General features: G+C 43.3%; 18 protein-coding genes and 1 riboswitch. Of the genes, 11 read left to right on the top strand and 7 right to left on the bottom strand.

Annotated elements, in window-relative coordinates:
• Nucleotides 1-177: 177 nt before the first annotated feature.
• Complete coding sequence (locus tag FC51_RS02570) at nucleotides 178-1,458, top strand: peptidoglycan recognition protein family protein (RefSeq protein WP_225355086.1); 1,281 nt, start codon at nucleotides 178-180, stop codon at nucleotides 1,456-1,458.
• Nucleotides 1,459-1,706: 248 nt separating this feature from the next.
• Here the strand turns inward: FC51_RS02570 and FC51_RS02565 are convergent, their stop codons facing one another.
• Complete coding sequence (locus FC51_RS02565; RefSeq protein WP_057910515.1) at nucleotides 1,707-2,015, bottom strand: DUF960 domain-containing protein; 309 nt, start codon at nucleotides 2,013-2,015, stop codon at nucleotides 1,707-1,709.
• Nucleotides 2,016-2,089: 74 nt separating this feature from the next.
• Nucleotides 2,090-2,914: a LicD family protein gene (locus FC51_RS02560; protein ID WP_057910514.1), complete on the bottom strand. Its 825-nt coding sequence runs from the start codon at nucleotides 2,912-2,914 to the stop codon at nucleotides 2,090-2,092.
• Between the two features lie 142 nt (nucleotides 2,915-3,056).
• On the opposite strand from FC51_RS02560, the gene FC51_RS02555 reads away from it, so the two are divergent.
• From FC51_RS02555 to FC51_RS02525, 7 genes are all read left to right on the top strand, one after another.
• Complete coding sequence (locus tag FC51_RS02555; RefSeq protein WP_167547574.1) at nucleotides 3,057-3,527, top strand: MarR family winged helix-turn-helix transcriptional regulator; 471 nt, start codon at nucleotides 3,057-3,059, stop codon at nucleotides 3,525-3,527.
• Nucleotides 3,528-3,623: 96 nt separating this feature from the next.
• On the top strand, nucleotides 3,624-4,679 hold the full coding sequence (locus FC51_RS02550) for a YdcF family protein (protein ID WP_057910512.1): 1,056 nt from the start codon (nucleotides 3,624-3,626) through the stop codon (nucleotides 4,677-4,679).
• Nucleotides 4,680-4,875: 196 nt separating this feature from the next.
• Nucleotides 4,876-5,127 carry a GlsB/YeaQ/YmgE family stress response membrane protein gene (locus tag FC51_RS02545; RefSeq protein ID WP_057910511.1) on the top strand — a complete coding sequence of 84 codons (252 nt, stop codon included), beginning with the start codon at nucleotides 4,876-4,878 and terminating at the stop codon, nucleotides 5,125-5,127.
• A gap of 30 nt (nucleotides 5,128-5,157) precedes the next feature.
• Nucleotides 5,158-5,724, top strand: a complete 567-nt coding sequence (amaP, locus tag FC51_RS02540; RefSeq protein ID WP_057910510.1) for an alkaline shock response membrane anchor protein AmaP — start codon at nucleotides 5,158-5,160, stop codon at nucleotides 5,722-5,724.
• A gap of 12 nt (nucleotides 5,725-5,736) precedes the next feature.
• Nucleotides 5,737-5,919: a hypothetical protein gene (locus FC51_RS02535; RefSeq protein WP_057910509.1), complete on the top strand. Its 183-nt coding sequence runs from the start codon at nucleotides 5,737-5,739 to the stop codon at nucleotides 5,917-5,919.
• Nucleotides 5,920-5,952: 33 nt separating this feature from the next.
• Nucleotides 5,953-6,384: an Asp23/Gls24 family envelope stress response protein gene (locus FC51_RS02530; protein WP_057910508.1), complete on the top strand. Its 432-nt coding sequence runs from the start codon at nucleotides 5,953-5,955 to the stop codon at nucleotides 6,382-6,384.
• Between the two features lie 22 nt (nucleotides 6,385-6,406).
• Entirely contained in the window at nucleotides 6,407-6,817 is a 411-nt protein-coding gene (locus FC51_RS02525; RefSeq protein ID WP_057910507.1) for an Asp23/Gls24 family envelope stress response protein, read from the top strand.
• Nucleotides 6,818-6,909: 92 nt separating this feature from the next.
• Here the strand turns inward: FC51_RS02525 and FC51_RS02520 are convergent, their stop codons facing one another.
• The 3 genes from FC51_RS02520 to FC51_RS02510 form a co-directional block, all read right to left on the bottom strand.
• Nucleotides 6,910-7,098, bottom strand: coding sequence for a hypothetical protein (locus FC51_RS02520; RefSeq protein ID WP_057910506.1), 189 nt, complete (start codon nucleotides 7,096-7,098; stop codon nucleotides 6,910-6,912).
• A 20-nt stretch (nucleotides 7,099-7,118) separates the two neighbouring features.
• Nucleotides 7,119-7,481 carry a hypothetical protein gene (locus tag FC51_RS02515; protein ID WP_057910505.1) on the bottom strand — a complete coding sequence of 121 codons (363 nt, stop codon included), beginning with the start codon at nucleotides 7,479-7,481 and terminating at the stop codon, nucleotides 7,119-7,121.
• Between the two features lie 148 nt (nucleotides 7,482-7,629).
• Entirely contained in the window at nucleotides 7,630-8,187 is a 558-nt protein-coding gene (locus FC51_RS02510; protein WP_057910504.1) for a cysteine hydrolase family protein, read from the bottom strand.
• A 375-nt stretch (nucleotides 8,188-8,562) separates the two neighbouring features.
• On the opposite strand from FC51_RS02510, the gene FC51_RS02505 reads away from it, so the two are divergent.
• On the top strand, nucleotides 8,563-9,921 hold the full coding sequence (locus FC51_RS02505) for an amino acid permease (protein ID WP_057910503.1): 1,359 nt from the start codon (nucleotides 8,563-8,565) through the stop codon (nucleotides 9,919-9,921).
• An 81-nt stretch (nucleotides 9,922-10,002) separates the two neighbouring features.
• Nucleotides 10,003-10,914, top strand: a complete 912-nt coding sequence (locus FC51_RS02500) for a magnesium transporter CorA family protein (protein ID WP_057910502.1) — start codon at nucleotides 10,003-10,005, stop codon at nucleotides 10,912-10,914.
• Nucleotides 10,915-11,021: 107 nt separating this feature from the next.
• Here FC51_RS02500 and FC51_RS02495 read toward each other — a convergent pair whose 3' ends face one another.
• Together FC51_RS02495 and FC51_RS02490 are read right to left on the bottom strand one after the other, a co-directional pair.
• A complete protein-coding gene (locus tag FC51_RS02495) occupies nucleotides 11,022-11,390 on the bottom strand; it encodes a hypothetical protein (protein ID WP_057910501.1) in 369 nt (122 codons plus the stop codon).
• A gap of 127 nt (nucleotides 11,391-11,517) precedes the next feature.
• Complete coding sequence (locus FC51_RS02490; RefSeq protein WP_404802709.1) at nucleotides 11,518-12,228, bottom strand: hypothetical protein; 711 nt, start codon at nucleotides 12,226-12,228, stop codon at nucleotides 11,518-11,520.
• 117 nt (nucleotides 12,229-12,345) lie between these two features.
• Nucleotides 12,346-12,429, top strand: a riboswitch (SMK box riboswitch).
• On the opposite strand from FC51_RS02490, the gene metK reads away from it, so the two are divergent.
• Nucleotides 12,427-13,617, top strand: a complete 1,191-nt coding sequence (metK, locus tag FC51_RS02485; protein ID WP_057910500.1) for a methionine adenosyltransferase — start codon at nucleotides 12,427-12,429, stop codon at nucleotides 13,615-13,617. It overlaps the preceding riboswitch by 3 nt.
• The last annotated feature ends 25 nt before the right edge of the window (nucleotides 13,618-13,642 follow it).

The raw sequence follows: 13,642 nt of genomic DNA, 5'->3' as shown, positions 1-13,642 counted from the left end.
TCGCTGGTTCGAACCCAGCCGGAGCAGTTCTTAAAAGTAGGCTTAGCGGCCTACTTTTTATTTTGCCATTTTTCTCATTTTGAGCCGATTGAGTTTGCGAACTTTTCACACATAGTGGAATATGATACGATACAGATACTGTTACCGAAATGAGTGTACAGCATTGGGGGGATTGCTTTGAACTTACATAAATCCATTCGAAGATTTTCCGTTATTGTCATTGCCTCTGTGGGCCTGAGCGTTTCAGGGCTTCTGATCCAGTCTGGGCGTGTGGCTGCCGACTCGGCTGTTAATTCATATATTTTCAACCAACACCTGACACCGGCTAATGTGACCAAATCCATCTGGAGCGGCTTTCCGAAAAACGCTTATACGGCCGGGGCACCCACTGGCGTCGTTGTGCACGAAACCGGCAACCCCAGTTCGACGATTTACGGTGAAATTGCCTACATGAAACGCAATTATCAAAATGCCTTTGTTCATTCTTACGTGGATGCGTCCCGGGTGATTAACATTGCCGACACCAACTATTTGGCGTGGGGCTGTGGATTTCCAGGTAACGGACGGTTCATACAGTTCGAACAAGTCGAAGTTCACAGTAAGGCTGCGTTCGCCAAAGAAGTCAATAATGCGGCCAATTATACGGCAGAGTTGCTGCACCAGTATAATTTGCCACTCAATAACGCGGTTAATGATGGCAAGGGGACAGTCTGGTCACACAAAGCAGTTGCCAAATACCTGGGTGGGTCAGACCATGTCGATCCGGACGGCTATTACGCCAAGGCCGGGCAAACCTACTTTGGTGAGGCTTATACCATGAATGATTTTTATACCCTGGTTAAACATTATTATGACAACAGTTCAGCTTCGACCAGCTCGTCAACTACCAATCAAACATCCGGCACCAGTGGGGCACTGAACGCCAACTCTGCTTCCCAGCAGGCGGCTGTTAAATATTATCGCGGTCAAGGCAACGAAACCGCAACGCTTCTTCCCACCTTCAGCCACTATCGTTTATACAATCACGTTAAGGGTGCCGGATACAGCACTTATAGCTACAGTTGGGCGTCTCTTCCGGCGTATACCGGCAAGAAGGTTTACGTCGACTCCCGGGGCGTCAAGACGCCGTCGAAGTCAACTTGGTACCGGATTCGTTTCAATAAGGCCGCCAATGCCCAAAAATATTGGGTTTTCTCAAAGACCTTGAGCTTCAATCCAGTCACATATAGTGATTCCAACGAGTCAATCACGATTAAGAGCGGCAAGTATGCGCTGCGCAATCACGTTTATAACACGTCGACGTTATCGAAGGTGACCGGGTCAACGCAAAGTATCCTCAACCAAACGTTTAAGGTTAATAAGAAAGCCAACAAGACCCACGGGAAAGGGACAACTCATTGGTATCGATTCAAGCTCAACGATCAAAACGTCTGGGTTTGTGAACAAGCAACGGAATAGCAATGAGGCTGGGACAAAAGTATCAACTTTTGACTCAGCCTCTTGTTTGGTGATTTTATACTATCTAGCTGAAACGTGAGACGACGGCCGGCTGAAAGCCTGCTTAGCCTACTTGGCAATCGGCTGATCCCGGCCATTTAAGCCCATCAATCAATCATTCCAAAACCAGGAATAATCGATTGATGGGCTTAAATTCTGGGATCAAAACGCCTTTTGTCTCACTCCCATTTTTATAAAAGACAACTAAATTATAAGTTGATTTCTGATGGCGTAGCAATAATTTGTCGATCCCCACTGTCATAGACGACTAAAGAATTTGGATAGTCGTTGTCATATGGGTATGGTGAGTCAAAAGTAGCGACCAGTTCATTTCCTTGAATGAAATCATAGGAAAGTTGACCATCGTTATTGACCAAGTTAAAGGTAATCAAATTCGACAGCGGAAAGACGCCCTGCAAATCATTGTCGATGATGTACCAAACGTTGTCGATAGCTTCATCGGGCAGGGTGGAGACGATACTGTAACTGGCAAAACGGGATTCATTTGGATTAAACATAAAGACACCTTCATTCCTAACTTTGTTTAACGTATGTAACCTAACAAAAATAAGACTGTATTTCAAGCAACATGTTATAGTTCGAATTCCTGATTGTTTAATATTAACCTGACAATGTGTTTTTCAGTCCGGGCATTTTCTGGCGGCAGCTGCATGTAATCACCGTAGATGCGTGTTAAAATGGCATCGTAATCGGCGGGAACTCGGATCACCGTATCTTCAAAGGGCAGCTCGACCACGTCACTTAATTGGTCTAAGGTGAGAATTTCCTTGTCGTAACCATACTGAGATGCCAAATTTTTGACATTCATCAAGGCCGGCTTGTCATTGTACATCGTCATGATATCGTCACGTTGTTTCTTGAAGTCCTCGGAAGTGACCAGCTGTTCATCTGATAACGGATTTTGAAATTTTCTCATTGGGTTATCAATCACATTATAACGCAACTTTAAATAGATTCGGCTGTCAAGCCTTCTAATATCAAGGATTTGCCGGCGCTGACGAGCAGAAGAGTCCGGAATCTTATCCAGTGGAAAGATATCCAAAAATACGCCTTTACGTGCGTTGTTAACGTTGTTCTTTTCTTCAATGAAGGTATTCCTATCCAATAGCTTGGAATAGCTTAGAGCGTAATTCTCGTCCGTCCAAGGGGTCTGGAGAAAATAGTGCTCGGACTTTAAGGCTTCGGGCGCAATTTTTAAGAAACGTTCATAATCGGAACGTAACATGCCGACGTCCATATCGTCATCCCAAGGGATAAATCCCTGGTGGCGAATAGAACCCAGCATGGTACCTCCCAGTGCAATATAATTGATTTGGTATTTTCGTGCAATCGACGCAAACATTTTGAAAATATTTAATTCAACTTGATGAATTAAAGCAATGACTTGGTTATCCATATTTGCCCCCAATTATTTTGTTGTTATAACAATCAGTATAAAGCATAATTCACTAAAATGTTAAAGGTTAGTGCATTTAGTTGCGACAATAGTGCCGACAATATATAATCAAGGTGATGTAAGTTTTAATAATTAAAGGGGAATGGTGAAAGCTATGAGTAAATCCAATGCAGATTTATTAAAAGAAGCAATTGACGTTTATTTGTCATCTTTAAAATACTTAGATAATTTCGTTTCAGAGCCGGCAACCAAGTATGGTCTATCCTTTGAGCAATATTTGATTCTTCATACAATTGCAGAACAGGATAATGTTTCTCTAATGGACATCGCAAGTGAACGGCGAGTGACGCGAAGCGCGATTTCTCGCCAAATCAAAGTCTTATTACAGCACGATTATATTTACCAAAAACCGGCTGAAAGTGATCGCAGAAGATTGTATCTTCACCTGACACCAACCGGAAAAGAAACCGAGAAAAAAGTGAACGATTTGATCACTGCCAGATTTGATCGTTGGATCAGTCGATACGGTGATGAAAAGGTCAAGGCAATTTTACAGTTTATTCGCGTATTCGCGGCTGAAGAAATGCAAAATACCACGTATGCTTCAAAGTAACAACTAACTGAAATAGTTCGGGGACCGGATCAGTCAAGACGACTTTCGGTCCTTCTTTTGTCATTCGCAAGATCTTAGATTGGGGGGGGATTGGATATGCTCATGTTAGCGGCGACGGCGGTTGTTTTTTTCGCCTTAGCCATCTTATTAGTTACATACTTAATTAAAAATCGCAATTCATCAGTCATTGGCTGGTTAGCCAACTTGGCCTTAATTGCCTTATTAGCATTGTTGGTCCAATTATTTGTCATGTTTGATCAGAAATATTACGCGTTGGTCATTGCCGTTGCCTTATTTGTGACCGGACTAGGGGTCGTTTTGGGACTCCTATTGAGTTTTATTTTTTTGTTTGTCAACGCCTTTATTGTCTGGCGGCGAGAAGGTTACAGTCTCAGCAGTTCATTGACTTTGATTGCCGGAATCGGGGTGGTTTTAGTTGATATTTTGATCTTCTTTAACCCGATTCAAACACCGCTGCCGATTCAGACATTTATTATCAGCTTTTTGACGATGATCATTTTGTACGTGCTGCTGACTGTTTGGACGACCTTATCTTCGATGTTGATTTATCAGCTGTATCTTCCTCGAAACAATAAGGATTTTATCATTGTGTTAGGAGCAGGGTTGGTCGATGGCCATAAGGTCGGCAGGCTGTTGGGAAGTCGGATCAACCGTGGAATCGCCTTTTATAATCACCAGATTCATAAAGCAAACAAGCACGCCAAACTCATTTTTTCCGGTGGGCAGGGCAGTGATGAAAAAATACCCGAAGGCGTTGCGATGCAGCAGTATGCTTGGGAACACGGTGCCAGAAAGGCGGATACGTTGGTCGAAGATCAGTCGGTAAACACGTCTCAAAATATGCAGTTTTCAAAACAGCTTATTTCTAAAGTCTCTAATGACTCCCAGCCAAAAGTGGTCTTTGTGACCAGCAATTACCATACTTTGCGGGCGGGAATACTTGCCCGAAAGGCTGGTCTTGATGCCTTCGGGATTGGAGCCAAAACGCCCTTTTATTATTTGCCCAACGCCGTCATTCGTGAATATTTGGCGTTAGCGGTGATGCATAAGAAGTTTCATTTAGTTATGTTGGGGTTGATTTTGGTCAGCTCGATCGCATTGGGTATCTTAGCCTGGGTTTCAAGTCGATAATTGAAAGTGTATCAACAGCCAATCTCTTAGGGGATGGCTTTTTTTGTTGTCTTTAAACCGATGATCAGGGGCTTGCGAAAATCTTCATACATTCTTCACATCTTATTCACACAATAAGTTTGTAGTTATTGTAGAATGAAAGCATAGCAAGAGAGCTATAAGTTCTATAAATTTATGTGCAGAAAGGATGATGATCATGTTTAGTTTAATTTGGACACTTATTATTGGTGGGCTGATTGGGGCACTTGCTGGCGCAATCGTTAGTCGTGACATGCCAATGGGCTGGATCGGAAACATTGTCGGTGGTTTAATTGGCGCCTGGCTGGGAGAAGCAATCTTTGGCTCCTGGGGGCCACAACTGGCGGGAATGGCAATTCTTCCTGCGATTGTTGGGGCGGTGCTCTTGGTACTGGTTGTTTCGATGGTCACTCGTGGAATGGCCAAGTAAATTACCTCTTTTGTGAAAGGAGGTCTGAAATTGAATCGATTCACGAAGTTTCTCATATGTCTGGTTAGTTTGGTCGGAATGATTCAATCCGGGTGGCTGCTGGGGATCGTTATCCCGATTGACCATGTTTCCCGGGTACTGCTGCCAAGCGTGCAAACACAAGCCACTTGGATTTGGGTGCTTGGGATCGTGATTTCTCTGATCGTCACCCTGGTTGGCATTGTTGGCATCGCCATTGCGATATTTGCCCCAAGAAAGGCTGATCGACTGCGGTTTAATTCACCAAATGGTAAATTAAGCATTTCCAAGCCGGCAGTTGAAAAGATCTTGCGAAACGCCATCATGGAGCAGGGAAACGTCAATGACGTCACTGTCAAATTGAAATTACGAACGAAAAATCGGGTCGCAACTGTCCACGTGACGGCTGTCGACAAATTGAACCACGATCTGGTAAAGCTTGGAGAAGATATTCAGACCATTGTGATTGATCAAGTTCATCGTTTGATGGACGTAGACGTCAAAAAGGTCAAAGTTAAAGTGAAACCCTTTGACTCAGCTTCCAAGCGCCAAAAAGCCGGCAGACCCCGGGTCGTATAGGAGGGAAAGTCAATGAATGCAATCATGTACGGTGCAATCTTCGGGATGATTTGTGGAATCGTTTGGGTCTTTTCCGGCCTGAGCGGGATGCTAATTGTCTTGGCGCTGACGGTCATTGGCGCGTTGATTGGTGCCGTGATCTGGAAATTCGGTGGGATTAAAAATCTCATTAGTCAGCTGATAAGTGATGATTAACAACACGTTTAAATAGAAAGTGAGTTGGAAATTATGGACGCAACTGTGAAAGCACCAGAATTAACGAAAAAATTAACGTTTGAAAATTCAGTGATTGAAAAAATCGCCGGATTAGTTTGCCGAAGTGTCGATGGGGTCCTGTCGCTTGATGGTGGGATGATGAGCGAATTAGCTGACCGCTTTTCAAAAACAACCGATCCAACCAAGGGGATTGATGCCGAAGTTGGTGAAAAACAGGTCGCTTTGGATATGGAAGCGACAATTGAGTATGGTGCTGATGCCCGGCAAATCTTTGACGAAATTTGTAGTCGAACACAAAAAGCCATCAAAAATTACACCGGGTTGGATGTGGTTGAGATTAATTTAAATATCAATGATGTTTTGACCAAAAAAGAATGGGAACAGCAAAGCTCCCGCAAAAAAGATGATATTGCCAATGACGTGAACGATGACCGGGTTGAATAACCTGTAAATGGAGGAAATCGAGATGACACAAGAAAATAACACCAACGTAGCAACGGTTTTAACTTATGATGATGATGTATTGGCAAAAATTGCCGGAAACACAGTTCGGGATGTTGATGGGGTGCTGTCATTGGAAGGAAACATTATCGATACCGTGACCGATAAATTCAGTGATGAAACGGATCCTTCCATGGGGGTTAAAGTAGATTTAGATAACGATGATAAAGAAGTCAAATTATCGATGGATGCTGTTTTGGAATATGGCAAGTCGATTCCGACCGTCTTCAAAAAGATTACCGCTAAATTAACTCAGACGATTACTGAGATGACGGATTTAAAGCCAACCGAGATTAAAATTCACGTCAAGGAACTTCAGACCCGTGAAGAATATCTCAAAAATAATAAGAAAACTGATAAAAAGAAGGACAAATGAGCAAAAAAGAGGCCTGTGACAAAACGCATCACGTTTTGTCACAGGCCTCTTTGACGTTTGAAAAGTCACCATAAATCCTCATTAAGGCGTCATTAAACACCCTTTGTTTTATCATGATTTTTTGATTGAGTAACGGCTACCTTTTTTTGGATGGTCCAAATGATGGTAACGAGTATCACCAATGTGGCCAAGGTGATTGCAAATGGTCGGTTATCGGTCAGGACCATCAAAATCAATCCCAGTGCGATCGTGACAACCATTGAAAGATCAAAATGAGACATTGAACTCACCTCGCATATCCTTATGCCATTGCTTCGTCTTCTTCCAACTCAAGCCAAAGTGCCAACGCGGTTGGGTTGAAATCAGGCCAGCTGGAAATGTGCTCATAACCGCGGGCAAGAAGCGAGCTGACCTTTCGTTTTTTGAGATCATCAAAAATGGTCAGGGCAAACACGTTGTCTTCAAGGTCGGTAATAACCGTTCCCAATTTGTGCTGCCATTCAGCGACCAAATCTTGATAGATCAGTAATTGCCGCGAATTTTTAATGGTGTAATCAACTCCTTGCTCCCGAAGCGTTTGTTTGTAATCTTCATATTCTTGTAAAACCGCTTCTTTGGCAGTTTCCCACTGCTCGTTATTGTACCTGGATACTTTATTAGCCATCGTTGTTCCTCCCTAGTACAAAATAATTAGAGAACGCCAAGAAGATGGCAGTAAAACATTGCTTTACACCATCTTCACTCGAAACTATATTTTGTCTACTGAAGAACATTAAACACTAAAAATCGGATTTTTGCAAAATCAAATCTGATTAGTCCTCAACTTTGGCACCTAAAACGTGTTCAAAATGATTTAAGGCCCAATCGTTTCCTTCAGGGGTCAGCCCTGCGACGCCACTCTTATGAACGACAATGTTGTAAGAAAGATTGTACGCATCGACTGCTGTATGCAAGACACAGATGTCGCTGCAGACGCCTACCAGGTGGACCGTATCGACGTGACGTTCTCTCAGTCGGATATCCAAATCGGTTCCGGCAAACGCACTATAACGCGTCTTGTCGTACATGTAAACTTTATCGTCTTTTTGATGATCCCGGTACCAGTCAGCCAGCTTGCCGTAAAATTCTCTTCCCCAGGTATTTCTAACATTGTGAGGGGGAAACAGCTTGGTTTCAGGATGGTAGGGGTCGTTTGGTTTATGAACATCAGTTGGTAAGATGACCCAGTCGCCATTTTGGACGAATTGGTCGGCTAAATTGATGATTGCCGGTTCCAGTTTTTGACCGGGAGCACCACAGGTTAAGGCACCTTTATCAGCAACAAAATCGTTTGTGTAGTCAATAATTAATAAAGCAGTATGCGAATCCATTTTGATAGCCTCCATAAATCAGATTGGGGTAAAAGTCCAATCAACTTTTATTACGTCAAACATACACGGGAATGCGGGAAAAATCAACTAATTAGCTGGATAAAAATGTCGGTGTACCCAAATGATGAACAAGTGTTTACAATTTGGGGTTGACATTTTAAATATGGCTCGTATACTTGTTAATATTCACAGAGAGCCAACACTTGCTGAAAGTTGGCACCGATATGGCAAATACTTACTGGCGGCAGCCTTATCTGCAATAAGAGGCAATACATATTGTATTGTAGAACTTGGGTGGAACCGCGTTGACTAACGCCCCTGGTACTGTAATTGGTACTGGGGGCTTTTTTTGTTCAAACAACTAAGGAGGAAGTTATGGAAAATCATGATCAGAAAAATGCACTATCACGTTCACTAAAAAGTCGTCACATTCAGATGATCGCTATTGGTGGTGCCATCGGAACCGGCCTGTTTCTGGGGTCCGGTTCGGCGATTCATACTTCTGGCCCCTCGATTATTTTATCGTACCTGATTGTCGGTGCTTTCTGTTTTTTACTGATGCGGGGAATCGGCGAACTGCTATTGTCGGATACCAGCAAACATTCTTTTTTGGACTTTGTTAAAATTTACCTCGGAGACCGCTGGGAATTTGTGACGGGTTGGACCTACTGGTTCTGCTGGATCAGTTTGGCAATGGCAGACCTGACGGCGACCGGAATCTATATTAAGTACTGGTTTCCAAACGTGCCTCAATGGATTCCGCCTCTGATTATTTTGCTGTGTTTATTTGGTGCCAATATGGTCAACGTCGGCTTGTTTGGTGAAATGGAATCCTGGTTTTCAATGATTAAAGTCGTGGCCATCATTCTCTTGGTGGTCGTTGGCTTCGGTTTAGCACTTTTTCACGCCAACGTTGACGGCTCGACCGCTTCTTTCAGTCAGTTGGTTAACCACGGTGGCTTTTTCCCAACTGGGGCGCACGGGTTCTTAATGTCATTTCAGATGGTGGTTTTTGCCTTTGTCGGCATTGAAATGGTGGGGCTGACCGCCGGTGAAACCGATGATCCGGAATCAAACCTGCCCAAAGCCATTAACAGTCTGCCGATTCGAATTGGGTTGTTTTACGTTGGGTCGATGATTGCGGTGATGAGTGTTTACCCTTGGGATAAGATTACAACAACGGCCAGCCCGTTTGTTCAGGTCTTTTCCGGCATTGGAATCGTAGGAGCTGCCGGGATCTTGAACTTTGTGGTTTTGACGGCTGCCGTATCGGCTACCAACAGTTGTTTGTTCAGTACCAGTCGGACCATGTACGCACTGAGTATGGGTGGAAATGCGTCGTCATTTCTCACGCGCCTCGGTCGAAATGGGGTCCCCAACATTGCGTTGAACTTTTCGACGGCATTTCTGCTGATTATCGTGGTTTTAAACTACTTTATTCCAGCTGGTGTCTTTAACCTGGTGTCATCCGTTTCCACGATCAACTTTGTGGTGGTCTGGGTGGTCTTGATCATTGTTCATATCCTATATCGCAGACAACACCCCAAGGGCAGTTCGGTCTTTAAAATGCCTGGGTATCCCATTACCGATTACCTCACGCTGGCATTTTTCGTCTTTATTTTGGGCTTCTTATTGTTCAATGAGGCCACTCGGGTCGCCATGATCATTTCACTTGTTTCCATTGGATCGATGCTGGTGATTTACCAGCTGATCTCAAAGAAATCACGTTCCTAAACCAGCTCAGGTTGAAATTCGGCAGCCAACCCTCTAAAATTTAGTATAAACAATCAATTAGGCCATTTATGAGGGACAAAAATGATCAAAATCCACAAACTTGCTTCATACACTTGGGTTGAGGTAATTTCGCCAACAAAAGAAGAATTACGCCAGGTGACCAATGATTACCAAACACCCGTTAAATTTCAAAGTTACATGATGGACCGCCATGAGCAGCCCCGGGCAACCTATGATGAGTTGTCAGGGTTTGGTGCGCTGGTGGTGCGGGCGATCGCAAATCAATCGTCGGAGCGGATGTTGACGATGCCAATCTTTCTGGGATTCAGTAACACATTATTGGTGACGGTTTGCCACGATGAAAAACAGGGAAAAATGCTGTCGGATGGGGCTCAAGTTGAATACCCATCAGTAGTCGAGCACATTATTTCAATTTTGTTTGATATGATTTCTCCTTATTTTGATCAATTGGATGTGATTAGCCATAAAGCTGAAGAACTTGAGGGGATGCATCATCGTTCAATCAGCAACCATAGTTTGGATGAGTTGGCAGCTTTAAAAACCAGCTTGGTTTACTTAAGATCGGCGACGGCGGGGAATTTGGTGGCTTTACAGGAGTTACAGCCGACAATTAAGACCAATGTGACGTTGTCGTCCAGCTTGATGCAGCAGTCCATGGCAGCCATTTCGGACCTCTTAATTGAGTATAAGCAGTGCCAAACGATGTTTGATGTTGTGGGCGATGTCGTCAGCGAGACCGAATCGGCCTTTGGCAATATTTTGAACAATAAATTAAATCAGACCATGCAGTTCTTGACGATCTGGTCGTTAGTCTTGGCGATCCCACCAATCGTATCCGGATTTTATGGGATGAATGTTAAGCTGCCTTTGGCAAGTGCCGATCAGGCCTGGTTTTATACGGTTGTTCTCACGTTATTGATGGTTGTTGTCATGATTTGGTACATTAAAAGAGACGGTCGCTTTCGCAAGTGACCATCTCTGAAATAATCGTTAAAACACCAAACTAGGTCTTTGAGCAAAACTTGCGTTTTACTCAAAGACCTAGTTTTTAGTTTGTTCAATTGTTAAATGTGGTTGATTTAAATCGCTGACAAGTGTTCCCCAAGCTGGGTGCCACCACTGTTGAAATGTTTAAGTGCTGCAATGGCGTTTGTGACATTGCCTCTTAAAATATCGTTGTGTTCAATCTCAATGATTTTAAAGTTCATCAAAAGTTCATCTGGAAGATCATCGATAATGCGCTTGTCCATCAAGATAATATCGGGACTTTGACTGGTTGGGTCGAAGAAATGGTCAGCTACGATGTCAACGTATAAATGCAGGGAAGTTAACTGCTTTTTTAATTGGTCACAGAAGTGCTGAATTAAGACATCGTCGACAATCGGGTTACCGGTTAATGAAGGTTGAATTTTTCCGATTCGGATGTCACCAACTACTTTAATATTCACGCTTTTCACCGCCTTACCAAGTTAATCAATTTACAATTATCTTACACGCTTGGCAGTGCGCTGGACGGATTATTGAGATTTCTTTTCGCAAAATTAATCATATTAACAAAATTATAATAAATGAACCTTAAAGAACGACAAACATTGAAAATAATAAAAATGAAATTCGCGACACATTGGCCCGTTTTTCGTGATTTCGCTGGTTGACCTTGGATTCGAAGAAAATGTAAAATGCCAACACAATTGTGATTAACAGCAGTTTAAAAAATGAAATTTCCAACGTCAAACATAACAGCAGGATGAGCACGCAGATGACGATCATTGAAAACTGGCTGCCTTTTTTCATGAATGCATAGTACGAAAAAAAGATGTTGGCAAAAATCATCAAAGTGATGTACATCAACGAGACCAGTGAAAAATAATGGTGGTATGAAAGATTAAATAAAAAGACCAGCCCGGTGCCGCTGATGAAGCCGTAGATAATCCAGCGACAGTGGGGTTCGTCGATAAATTTGCTTAACAACAGGACGTTGGCCAACAAAAAGTCAATCAGGATCAGCCAAATATTGACCGAAGCAGTTTTAAAATAGAGAAATCCCAAAAGAATCACTAAAAGTACGTCACTAACCGCAATCACGGAAAATGTCTTGATTGGACTGGAGACTTCGTTTAACAAAACCGCTAAAATCAGTCCGATTAAGGTGAGTTGACGAAGCTGTGGGTTGAGAAAAAATTGATTAAATGAAACGTTGGCAAACAGCATCCAGATGATTAAAAGTGAAATGATACGAAACACGGACTGTGCCAAACTTGATCGATTAAAGGTTAACAAGGGCATTCTCCTTCTTAAGTTTTCGAAAGATTGTTATAAAATTAATCGTAATGTTTTTCAGGGTGGGGGTCAACGACCAATTAAAAAATTGTTTACAAAATAAAATTTTTTATGATAAGATTGAAAAGTTATGAGTTCCCGATAGGATTCGCGCGCTGCGTGAAGAAGCCTTGTAACCTTAAAAATAAAGAGGGGGAAAATGAAATGCGTGAAAAACATTTATTTACTTCGGAATCAGTTTCAGAGGGCCATCCGGATAAGATTGCTGATCAAATCAGTGATGCAATTTTGGATGCCTTGTTAGCAAAGGACCCGGATGCCCGGGTTGCATGTGAGACATCAGTCACCACAGGACTGGTGTTTGTGTTTGGTGAAATTTCGACCACTGCCTATGTGGATATTCAAAAAGTGGTTCGAAATACAATTAAGCGAATTGGCTATACCCACGGTCGTTATGGCTTTGACGGTGATTCATGTGCTGTCATTGTGGCCCTGGATGGTCAATCGCCGGATATTGCCCTTGGCGTTGACGACGCGTTGGAACAACGTGAAGGCAACAACGATCCACTCGACCAGATTGGTGCCGGGGATCAGGGCTTGATGTTTGGTTATGCCATTAACGAAACACCAGAATTGATGCCGCTCCCAATCTCGTTATCTCATCAGCTGATGAGAAAACAAGCATCCCTGCGTAAGAGTGGCGAAATCGGCTACCTTGGCCCGGATGCCAAAGCCGAAGTAACGGTTGAATACAATGATGACGGAAAGCCGGAACGGGTTGATACGGTCGTTTTAAGTACCCAACACGACGATGGTGTTCGCTTGGACCAGGTTCGAAATGACGTGATCAATCAGATCATTAAGCAGGTTATTCCTGCCAAGTATCTTGACGATAAGACTCGTTATTTGGTTAACCCAACCGGCCGTTTTGTCATCGGTGGCCCTCAAGGGGATGCCGGCTTGACCGGCCGAAAGATTATCGTTGATACTTACGGCGGCTTTGCCCACCATGGTGGTGGCGCATTTTCCGGCAAGGACGCAACCAAGGTTGACCGTTCCGCCAGTTATGCAGCCCGCTACATTGCCAAAAACATTGTCGCTGCCGGATTGGCTGATGAAGCAGAAATCCAGTTAGCCTATGCAATTGGTGTTGCCAAGCCGGTATCGATCGACATCAATACTTTTGGGACTGGCAAAGTTCCGGAAGAAAAGTTGATTGATGCTACCCGGGCCATGTTTGATTTACGACCTGCAGGAATTATTAAGATGCTTGATTTGAAGCGACCGATTTATGAACAAACGGCTGCTTACGGCCACTTTGGAAGAACCGATATTGATCTTCCTTGGGAACATACCGATAAAGTTGATGCGTTAAAAGATTATTTCAAGTTATAAACAGCTGACAAGCAAAACGCCCTTG

Source organism: Lentilactobacillus parabuchneri DSM 5707 = NBRC 107865 (assembly GCF_001435315.1).
In the GTDB taxonomy this organism is placed as follows: domain Bacteria; phylum Bacillota; class Bacilli; order Lactobacillales; family Lactobacillaceae; genus Lentilactobacillus; species Lentilactobacillus parabuchneri.
The sequence above is the reverse complement of the archived record's forward strand: the minus strand, read 5'-3'. Positions and strand labels throughout refer to the sequence as shown.